Origin of the sequence: Oceaniglobus indicus, from assembly GCF_002751875.1 — a bacterium.
Taxonomy (GTDB): domain Bacteria; phylum Pseudomonadota; class Alphaproteobacteria; order Rhodobacterales; family Rhodobacteraceae; genus Oceaniglobus; species Oceaniglobus indicus.
The window spans coordinates 37,847-46,500 of record NZ_NMZM01000013.1 but is presented as its reverse complement, the minus strand read 5'-3'; the positions used below and the strand labels follow the sequence as shown (position 1 = coordinate 46,500).

Annotated in this window: 10 protein-coding genes and 1 tRNA gene; 6 read left to right on the top strand and 5 right to left on the bottom strand. The window is 62.0% G+C overall.

The window, feature by feature from the left end; all coding sequences use genetic code 11:
- On the top strand, positions 1-651 hold a 651-nt coding region (locus CFP68_RS18325), incomplete at its 5' end, for a hypothetical protein (RefSeq protein WP_206601930.1).
- Here the strand turns inward: CFP68_RS18325 and CFP68_RS16660 are convergent.
- From CFP68_RS16660 to CFP68_RS16645, 4 genes are all read right to left on the bottom strand, one after another.
- Entirely contained in the window at positions 615-1,304 is a 690-nt protein-coding gene (locus CFP68_RS16660) for a biosynthetic peptidoglycan transglycosylase (protein ID WP_158234196.1), read from the bottom strand. The genes CFP68_RS18325 and CFP68_RS16660 overlap by 37 nt on opposite strands.
- Positions 1,305-1,849: 545 nt before the next feature.
- Entirely contained in the window at positions 1,850-2,248 is a 399-nt protein-coding gene (locus tag CFP68_RS18535; RefSeq protein WP_241524138.1) for a polyamine aminopropyltransferase, read from the bottom strand.
- 341 nt (positions 2,249-2,589) lie between these two features.
- Positions 2,590-2,664, bottom strand: a tRNA-Phe gene (locus tag CFP68_RS16650).
- 104 nt (positions 2,665-2,768) lie between these two features.
- Complete coding sequence (locus CFP68_RS16645; protein ID WP_241524137.1) at positions 2,769-3,509, bottom strand: SDR family NAD(P)-dependent oxidoreductase; 741 nt, start codon at positions 3,507-3,509, stop codon at positions 2,769-2,771.
- Between the two features lie 74 nt (positions 3,510-3,583).
- Here CFP68_RS16645 and argB point away from each other — a divergent pair, with 74 nt between their 5' ends.
- The 5 genes from argB (at position 3,584) to CFP68_RS16620 (ending at position 7,381) form a co-directional block, all read left to right on the top strand.
- Complete coding sequence (gene argB / locus CFP68_RS16640) at positions 3,584-4,462, top strand: acetylglutamate kinase (RefSeq protein ID WP_193825238.1); 879 nt, start codon at positions 3,584-3,586, stop codon at positions 4,460-4,462.
- On the top strand, positions 4,459-5,109 hold the full coding sequence (locus CFP68_RS16635; protein ID WP_241524136.1) for a ferredoxin: 651 nt from the start codon (positions 4,459-4,461) through the stop codon (positions 5,107-5,109). The genes argB and CFP68_RS16635 overlap by 4 nt, the downstream gene beginning before the upstream one ends.
- Positions 5,106-5,609, top strand: coding sequence for a SixA phosphatase family protein (locus tag CFP68_RS16630; protein WP_099828082.1), 504 nt, complete (start codon positions 5,106-5,108; stop codon positions 5,607-5,609). The genes CFP68_RS16635 and CFP68_RS16630 overlap by 4 nt, the downstream gene beginning before the upstream one ends.
- A 111-nt stretch (positions 5,610-5,720) precedes the next feature.
- Positions 5,721-6,617 carry a homocysteine S-methyltransferase family protein gene (locus CFP68_RS16625; protein WP_099828081.1) on the top strand — a complete coding sequence of 299 codons (897 nt, stop codon included), beginning with the start codon at positions 5,721-5,723 and terminating at the stop codon, positions 6,615-6,617.
- Positions 6,618-6,736: 119 nt separating this feature from the next.
- Positions 6,737-7,381: a pseudouridine synthase gene (locus tag CFP68_RS16620; RefSeq protein ID WP_099828088.1), complete on the top strand. Its 645-nt coding sequence runs from the start codon at positions 6,737-6,739 to the stop codon at positions 7,379-7,381.
- A 27-nt stretch (positions 7,382-7,408) separates the two neighbouring features.
- Here CFP68_RS16620 and coaBC read toward each other — a convergent pair whose 3' ends face one another.
- Complete coding sequence (gene coaBC / locus CFP68_RS16615) at positions 7,409-8,602, bottom strand: bifunctional phosphopantothenoylcysteine decarboxylase/phosphopantothenate--cysteine ligase CoaBC (RefSeq protein ID WP_099828080.1); 1,194 nt, start codon at positions 8,600-8,602, stop codon at positions 7,409-7,411.
- Positions 8,603-8,654 lie beyond the last annotated feature (52 nt).

The following is an 8,654-nucleotide window of genomic DNA, read 5'->3' as shown; positions in this document are numbered from 1 at the left end:
TCGTCACACCCCAGGTCAAAAAATGCCCTCTGCTTCATACCGCAGCGGCCCGCTCAGGGCAATTTTTCGAGGTGCCCATTAGTTGGCTATATCCTCCAGCAGAGATCTTGGAGGCACAATAAGCGCGAAGAGGTTCGTCAAAGAGAGTTCGAGGCGTGCACTAAGATTATTGAAGATTTAGCACGTGCCTTTGACAAAAGGATTCTAGCAACTTCAGAATTCGTCTCGCACGTGAATAGAGGCGATGTTACCGAAGATGAGCTTCAGCACTACAGGAGTAGCGTCCGAGATTGGATGCACGAATTTTCTAACTTTAAATCAAGGATCTTTCATTTCTTCGGAAAAGAGAAAATGCTAAGCTTTGAAAACTCCGTTCACGCTAAAATAAGAGAGGTGAGTGACATCGCCTTGAGGACCAATCGGCTTGGTAAAGAAAACCTAAGCCCTACGCATCGAAAAGAGCAAGTAGAGGCGCAAAGGAGGTTGGATGCAGCGCGCTATGTCGCCTATCGATTCCTAGCCGAGCTTAACGAAATGACCGCAAATGAGGAAACAGCCAGAATATCTATATACGATAATATTAGCGTGGGTCGCCTCGACATGATTTCCAGAACTTATCTAATCCAAAGACTTCTAAACTTAAAACCGTAAGCTTGCTTCGCAATTTGAAGTCGATACTTCATCCTTCCCGACCAGAGGGGTGCAATATTTTCCGCAAACGCAATCAAATCATGTGGATCGGCTAGAGGGAAGAGGCCTGAATTAATATACTTTAGATAAACGGCTTTCGGGAACGGGAGCGGAAAAAGGCTGGCAATGAATGAAGCTTGATTTTCATCCAATTCGCACGCTCGCAAGCCAAATATTTTTCTAGAGGCGACCTCGCAACCCTGCATTCTGTAACCGAGATACGCGTTGTGAACATAGTAGTCAAATAGAGATCTCTTGGAAAGGTGCAAGTTCAGTATGCAGGCCAATATGATCTCGCGCGCCTTGCGTGCGAATGATCTTTCAAAGCGCCCCGTGGCAATTCTAACAATTTGCTGATCTATCGTGCTAATGCCGTTTATCTTTCCTTGCCTTACTAGACGGTTCAAGGCACGTAGGATTGAGCGCACCTCAAATCCTTTGTGGTGATAAAATCTGCGATCTTCTAAATAGAGAATTGCAATCTCTAGGTTCGATACGGCCTCTGACTTGAGCTGCAAAGAGTGATTGAAATAAAATCCGTAATCCCGATTGAAGTCGACCGCATCTTTAATTGTGTCCAGATCTCGATTCAGTGTGAGAAGAAACTTCTTCAATCCCAGATGGATACTTGGTTCGTGTATTTTTGAAGGAGGAATTCGCAATTTGTTCAACCTCAACCTTAACCAACATCCACAAGTTAGATACCATCAAGCGTGCTGCGGGCCAACTACCAAGCCTTTGAAGCTGGTCATAATCTTAATGAAAATGCATAGGTAGCGTAAGGATGTTTTTCATTGGTATCAATGGTCGGGCAGATTGCTGAAGTTATATCAAATCATCCGGGACGAACCGTGTTGCGGACATCGATGCAACGCGCAGCAAACTTCCGCTTCCCGCCCATCTCCCGATGTTCTTCGCGTTAGCCGCGCAAATCCAGCACCCGCCGCGAACGGCAGGAAGGTCCGCATAGCTGACCCTCGGAGCGTCGTAAAAACAACTGGGACGCACCATAGACTGACTGGGCATCTTATGTCAGGTGCAGAACACTATGGTCGCGGCAATCGGGTGACGATCAGCCAAGATCACCTCGCGTGTTCGGTCGAACCGGCGATGGGGTTCGTTGTCTGATTGCGGAACCGAGCATTGCGGCGAGAGGCTTTCAAGTGCCGGTTCTGATCGCGATCCAGATCGTGTGGCGGGCGCCGCGCCCGTTATGCCCGGCGCGGAGGGTTTGGGTGGTCGCCCGAAAGCCACATTCCGTCGGCCGCTTGGAAAAGTCCGTGTCCGGCGCAGCGGACCACACAGCCAAAACACCGCCAGCAGTAAGCGCGGCATGGGCACATCGCAGACCTCTGTCGTCATAGAGGGAATCATTCCCCGGACGGGTCAGGCCGTCCGGACCATTATCGACATCAAGGAGGATGGCGTCGAACGTCTTGTGCCCTGCTCTGATCTCGGCCCTGACATCGCCTGTTTTGATGTCGACCCTCGGGTCGGACAGGCAGTCCTTGAAAACCGGCTTCATCTCGTCGGAGGCCCAGTCGATTAATTCCGGCACGATCTCGGATACAGTCAGGCGCGTGTCGGGGGGGCGCGACAGCCTGCGCTGCGCGCAGGGTGAACCCCATCCCCAGTCCTCCGATCAGCACCCGCGCCGCCGATCGATCAGTCAAATGCGAGAAGGCAAGAGTAGCAAGCGCCTCTTCCGACGCTCCGAGGCGGCTGTTCATCAGTTCGTTGCCGTCCGCAAGACGGATCGAGAATTCTTCGCCCCGACGCATCAGCCTGAGCGTGTCCCCGCCCGGGGCGGTCGCCGTCGCCAACTGTGTCCAAGGCAGCATCCAGGTCACTCCGTGTTAAAAGTAGCCCGACCGCGCATCAGAAAATGAAGAGATTAAGTGGTGCCCGGGGGCGGAATCGAACCACCGACACGAGGATTTTCAATCCACTGCTCTACCCCTGAGCTACCCGGGCACGGGATGGCGGGTCGTTGCGCGAAGCGCTTTGCCGCCGGGGTTGTTGCCTTCTAGACGCGCGGCGATGGGGTTGTCCATAGGGCCGTGCGCAAAAATCTTATCTCAGACGTGTTGGCCGGCGTTCACCTCGATTTCGGTGCCCGTGACATAGCTCGATTGGTTGGAGCACAGGAAATACACGACGTCGGCGACTTCGCCCGGTTGGCCGAGGCGGCGCAGTGGCAGGGTCTGTACGATCTTGTCGGTTCCGGGCGACAGGATCGAGGTTTCGACCTCGCCCGGGGCGATGGCGTTGACCCGCACGCCGAGGGGCCCGAAGTCATGGGCCATTTCGCGGGTCAGCGCCGCCAACGCCGCCTTGGATGTGGAATAGGCCGCACCGGCGAAGGGATGCACCCGGGATCCGGCGATCGAGGTGACGTTGACGATGGCACCCGACGCCGCGGCCAGTTCGTCGCGCAGTCCCCGCGCCAAAACGACGGGTGCGAAGAAGTTGACGTGGAACACATGCCCCCAGGTCCGCAGGTCGGTCGTGATGGTGTTCAGGCGCGCGCCGTCCTCGCCCTTGGGCGAGATGCCGGCGTTGTTGACCAGCGCATCCAGCCGGCCATCCAGCTTGGCGCGGATCTCGTCGATGGCGCGGATCGTGTCGTTGGGGTCGGCCAGATCGACGACGATGTGATTGTCGGCGCCACCCGGCCAGGGACAACGCGGATCGAACGGCTGGCGCGAACAGGTCAGAACCCGCCAGCCTTCGGCGGAAAACCGTTTCACCGTGGCATGGCCGATGCCGCGGCTGGCGCCGGTCAGAACCAGGGTGCGTTGTCTTTCATGCTCGCTCACGGTGGATCCCATTGTGCACGGCCCTTGAGTGGACCTTCGTGACAGACTAACAGATGGCGAACCGAGGGACAGAGATGAAAAAGCGTGACCCAATGAAAAGCGACTGGATCGCCACCGCGCAGACGCTGAATGCCGCGCTGCCATATCTGCAACGTTATGACGGTGCCACCGTCGTCATCAAGCTGGGCGGTCACGCCATGGGCAGCGACGAGGGAATGGCCAGTTTTGCGCGTGATGTCGTGTTCATGCAGCAGACCGGCGTGAACCCGGTGATCGTCCACGGCGGCGGTCCGATGATCAACGAGATGCTGAAGCGGCTCGAGATCGTCTCGGAGTTTCGGGGCGGCAAGCGGGTGACGGACACCGCGACCATGGACGTGGTCGAGATGGTGTTGTCGGGCCTTGTCAACAAGCGGATCGTGCAGGCGGTCAATCGGGCGGGCGGCGGGGTGGTGCGCGCCGTGGGACTGTCGGGCAAGGACGCCGACCTGATGGTGTGCGAACAGACGGATCCCGACCTGGGCTTTGTCGGCACGCCGGTCGCGTTCAATCCCGAATTCCTGCGCTCGCTGCACCGGGCCGAGATCATTCCCGTGATCGCGCCCATCGGCGCCGGCACCAACGGCGAGACGTTCAACGTCAACGGCGACACGGCGGCGGGGGCCATCGCGGCATCGTTGAAAGCCGACCGGTTGCTGCTGCTGACCGATGTCGCCGGCGTCAAGGATGCATCGGGCGATATCGTTACCGAGATGACGCCGGCGCACATTCGCCAGATGATGGACGACGGCACGATCTCGGGGGGCATGATCCCCAAGGTGCAGACCGCGCTGGATGCCATCGCCGCCGGCGTGCGGGCGGCGGTGATCCTGGACGGACGGGCGGCGAATGCCTGCCTGCTCGAGCTTTACACCGACCATGGTGCGGGCAGCATCATTCGCACGCCACGATGACATTGGGCGAGGTGGAGCGGGCCCTGGCGCCGCACCGCCTGGCGGTGATGGGTGCGGCAACGGCTGACCATGCCGGCGATCTGCCCGATGGTGTCGCCACGTTGGTGATGATCGGACCGGCAGCCGCGGATTTCTGGGCCCACGTCACGGCCCAGCCCGAGTTTCACGATACCCGACCCGACCCGCTGGACCGTTGGTCGACACGGGTTCTGAACGGCGTCGCGGCTGACATGGGCGCCGCGGCGCTGTTTCCGTTCGGCGGACCGCCGTGGCATCCGTTTATCGGCTGGGCGCTGGCGACCGGCCGTGCGTGGGTTTCGCCGGTCGGCCTTCTGGTGCATGACACCGCGGGGCTGTTCGTGTCGTATCGCGGCGCGCTTGGCTTTGCGCGGCGGTTCGATCTGCCCGCGACGGGCGAAAGCCCATGTGCCACCTGCGCGACGCAGCCCTGCCGCAACGCCTGTCCCGTCTATGCCCTGACGCCCGACGGCTATGACGTGCCCGTCTGTCGGGCCTACCTGAACCGCCCCCAAGGCCGCGATTGCATGGATAATGGATGCGCGGTGCGCCGCGCCTGCCCCGTCAGCGCGACCGCCCGCCGCACCGCCACCCAATCCGCTTTCCACATGCAGGCCTTTTCCCGATGACATTGACCCTGATCCTGACACGCCACGCGAAATCCGAATGGGACGATCCCCGCCTGGACGACCATGACCGGACGTTGAATGCGCGCGGCCGTGACAGCGCACCGGCCATCGGGGCGTGGCTGAAGGATCGGCGACATCTGCCGCAACAGGCGTTGGTGTCGACCGCGACCCGCGCGGTCGAGACGTGGGAGGGGATGGCGCCCCATCTTGGATCCTGCGAGGTGTCGTTCCATCCGCGCCTGTATCATCCGGCACCCGACACGATGCTGACACACCTGGCGCGCGCCCGCGCACAGACCGTCCTGATGCTGACGCACAATCCCGGAATCGGCGCGCTGGCGGCATCGCTGGTGCGCGATGCCCCCGATCACCCGCGGTTTGCGGATTATCCCACGGCGGCCACCCTGGTGGTCCGCTTCGACGCACCGGCCTGGGCCGACATCACGTGTGGCACGGGCGAGGTTCTGGACTTCGTCGTCCCGCGGGATCTGATCGGCTGACAGACCGGACCGGGTTGCGCCACCCGACGCCGCACTTGCAAAATCGCGGCGAACACAGGACACCGACTGTTGCCAGGGCGCCGTGACGACCCGCAACCCAAGGAGATCGACATGACCGAAATCACCCTTCTTGATGGTGGCCTGGGGCAGGAGTTGATCGCGCGCTCGCACAAGGCGCCGACGCCCCTGTGGAGCACGCAGGCGATGCTGGACAATCCCGGCCTGGCCCAGGCGATACATGCCGATTTCTTCGCGGCCGGCGCCACCGTTGCAACGGCGAACACCTATGCCATGCACCGTGACCGGCTTGTCGATACGGAACACGCCGACCGCTTCGCCGAACTCCATGCCATGGCCCTGGGCGAGGCGCGGGCAGCGCGCGACGCCCATGGCAGCGGACGGGTGGCCGGCGCGATCGGGCCGCTGGTCGCCTCGTACCAGTTCGACCGGCATCCGGATCACGACACCGCCGTGCCGCTGTATTCCGAAGTCGCGCGGATTATGACGCCGCACGTCGATTTCCTGATCTGCGAAACGGTCGCCTCGGTGGATCATCTGGTGTCGGTGCTGGAGGGCGCGATGACAGTCGGCGTTCCGGTCTGGATCGCGCTGACCGTCGACGACCGCGACGGCACGTTGTTGCGGTCGGGCGAACCGGTTGCGGCGGCCGCCGCCGAAGCCGCGGCCGGCGGCGCCGAGGCAATCCTTGCCAATTGTTCGGCGCCCGAAGCGATGGCCGCGGCACTTTACGCCATCGCCCCCGCCGCACGGCCGTTCGGCGCCTATGCCAATGCCTTCACACAGATCACCGCCGATTTCCTGACCGAGCGTCCGACCGTCGACGCCCTGTCGCCCCGCCCCGAAATGACACCCGAACTCTATGCCGACATCGCCATGGGATGGGTCGCGCAGGGCGCCACCATCGTCGGCGGCTGTTGCGAAGTCGGACCGGCCCATATCGCCGAACTGGCCCGCCGTCTGCGCGCGGCGGGGCACGATATCGTCTGAAGCACCGAGACCCGGCAACGCCGCGCATGTCGAAGCGGCGCGACGCCTTCGGCGAGAGTATTTTCAGCAAGAAAAAGCAAGGGGGTCCAAGTGAACATCCGGACCGCCCGGAGGCATCGATGAGCGATTATTCACCACCTGATACGCCCCTTGAGGTCGTGCACCGGGATCACGAGCTCCTGCTGCTGGCGAAACCGGCGGGATTGCTTTCGGTTCCGGGCAAGGGGCCAGGTTTGGCAGATTGCCTGCTGACGCGGGCGCAGGCGGTCTTTCCCGAAACGCGTTTGGTGCATCGTCTGGACCGTGACACCTCGGGGATCATGGTGTTCGCATTGACCCCTCATGCCCAGCGCCACCTCGGGCTGCAATTCGAAAAGCGATACATGAAAAAATCCTATGTCGCGCGGGTGGCCGGCGCGCTGGAACCGGCGACCGGCACCGTCGATCTGCCGCTGATCGTCGATTGGGAAAACCGGCCCCGTCAGATGGTCGACCATGAGAACGGACGCGCGGCGCAGACCGATTGGCGGGTGATGCGGCGTGGCGATGGCGAAACCCGCGTGCGACTGTTTCCCAAGACCGGCCGGTCGCACCAGTTGCGCGTTCACATGCTGGCGCTGGGCCATCCGATCCTTGGCGACCCGTTCTATGCCACGGGTGCGGCGAGGGATCATGACCGCCTGATGTTGCACGCCGAAAGCCTGCGCCTGCGTCACCCAGATGGCGGCGTCGGAATGACGTTTCGCGTCAAGTGCCCGTTCTGATAGCAATCGGAACGGCGCTTCGGCCCTTCAGCCCAGCGCGCCCGCGATTTTCGCCGCAAGGTCACGGGCCACCGCCTGTTTCGGGGCGCGCGGCCATTCCTCGGTGCCGTCGTCGGTGATGATCGTCACGGCATTTTCCGCACCGCCCATGATGCCGGTCGCCGGTGAAACATCATTGGCGACGATCCAGTCGCATCCCTTGCGCTGCCGTTTGGCCGTGGCATGGGCGATCACGTCTTGGGTCTCGGCCGCGAAACCCACGACCAGCGCCGGACGCCCCGTCGTCATCCGTGACACGGTGGCAAGGATGTCGGGGTTTTCCGCAAAGGTCAGCGTGGGCATTCCATCGCCGGTCTTCTTGATCTTCTGATCCGAGGCACCGGTCACATGCCAATCGGCCACGGCCGCCGCAAAAACGGCGGCATCGGCGGGCAAGGCGCCCTGCACCGCCGACAGCATCTCGCGCGCGGTCTGGACGCGGATCACGTCGGCGCCCTGCGGTGGCGGCACCGCAGCCGGGCCGGTGACGAAGGTGACGCGCGCGCCGAGATCCAGAAGCGCGCGCGCCAGCGCCGTGCCCTGGGCCCCGGACGAGCGATTGGCGATATAACGCACCGGATCGATCGGTTCATGAGTCGGGCCCGACGTGACCAGAACATGCCGGCCCGCCAGCGGGCCATGGCCGAAGGCGGCGGCGATGGCGGCGATGATGTCGGGCACCTCGGACATTCGGCCGGGGCCGAATTCACCGCAGGCCATCGTGCCGTCGTCGGGACCGACCGACAGGATGCCGTCGCCATGCAGCACCGCCAGATTACGCACGGTGGCGGGGTGTTGCCACATCCGCACGTTCATCGCGGGCGCGATCAGCACCCGCTTGTCCGTCGCCATCAGCAGGGTCGAGGCAAGATCGTCGGCCTGGCCCGTCGCCATCTTCGCCATCAGATCGGCGGTGGCCGGTGCCACCACCACCAGATCGGCGGCTCGGGACAGTTCGATATGACCCATCTCGGCCTCGGCCGTCAAATCGAACAGATCGCTGAAGACCGCCCGCCCCGCCAGAGCGGAGACCGACAGCGGGGTGACGAATTCATGGGCCGCCCGGGTCATCACCGGCGTGACCTTGACGCCGCGCTCGCGCAGCCGGCGGATCAGATCCAGCGCCTTGAAGGCCGCGATGCCACCCGCGATGATCAGCAGAACATGTTTGCCGTGTAGCATGATGACCCCGCTATGCCGTGCGATGCAAACCTAGAAGCGGGCCGCGTCATGC